Below are 374 nucleotides of genomic sequence, written 5' to 3' on the forward strand. Positions count from 1 at the left end.
TTTGGCCTCTGGTTGTCACAGCGTCAGGGAAAAAACCTTGTCCTTTGGTTGATGATTCTTGCTTAGTTGACGTTAATTGTTCGTCGAGCAAAGTGACGCTTTTCACTTCGATATAGCAAGGCGGCTTTTCGTTATCTTCAAGCAGAATGTCGATTCGACTATTCTCACTGCCATATTTCACTTCAGTTCGTAACGCGTTGTAGCCTAAGAGTTCAACTATAGTCCCATTTTCAATTGCTTCCACTGCTAGCTGGTTTGCCCGCGCAGTATTTACACAAATACGGTGACCTTTGTCTGTTTCTGAGATCTCCCAGCTGTTTGGGTACTTTCGTTTGGCGTTATCTGATGTTGAGTACCACACCGTGTTGCCAGGT

1 protein-coding gene is annotated in these 374 nt (G+C 44.7%); it reads right to left on the minus strand.

The genetic code is table 11. The features are described from left to right. Positions 1–374 (minus strand): DNA/RNA nuclease SfsA (locus ACO0LB_RS20630; RefSeq protein WP_423052587.1); only part of this gene is annotated, 374 nt, incomplete at both ends.

The organism is Undibacterium sp. SXout7W, assembly GCF_049339385.1.
GTDB lineage: Bacteria > Pseudomonadota > Gammaproteobacteria > Burkholderiales > Burkholderiaceae_D > Undibacterium.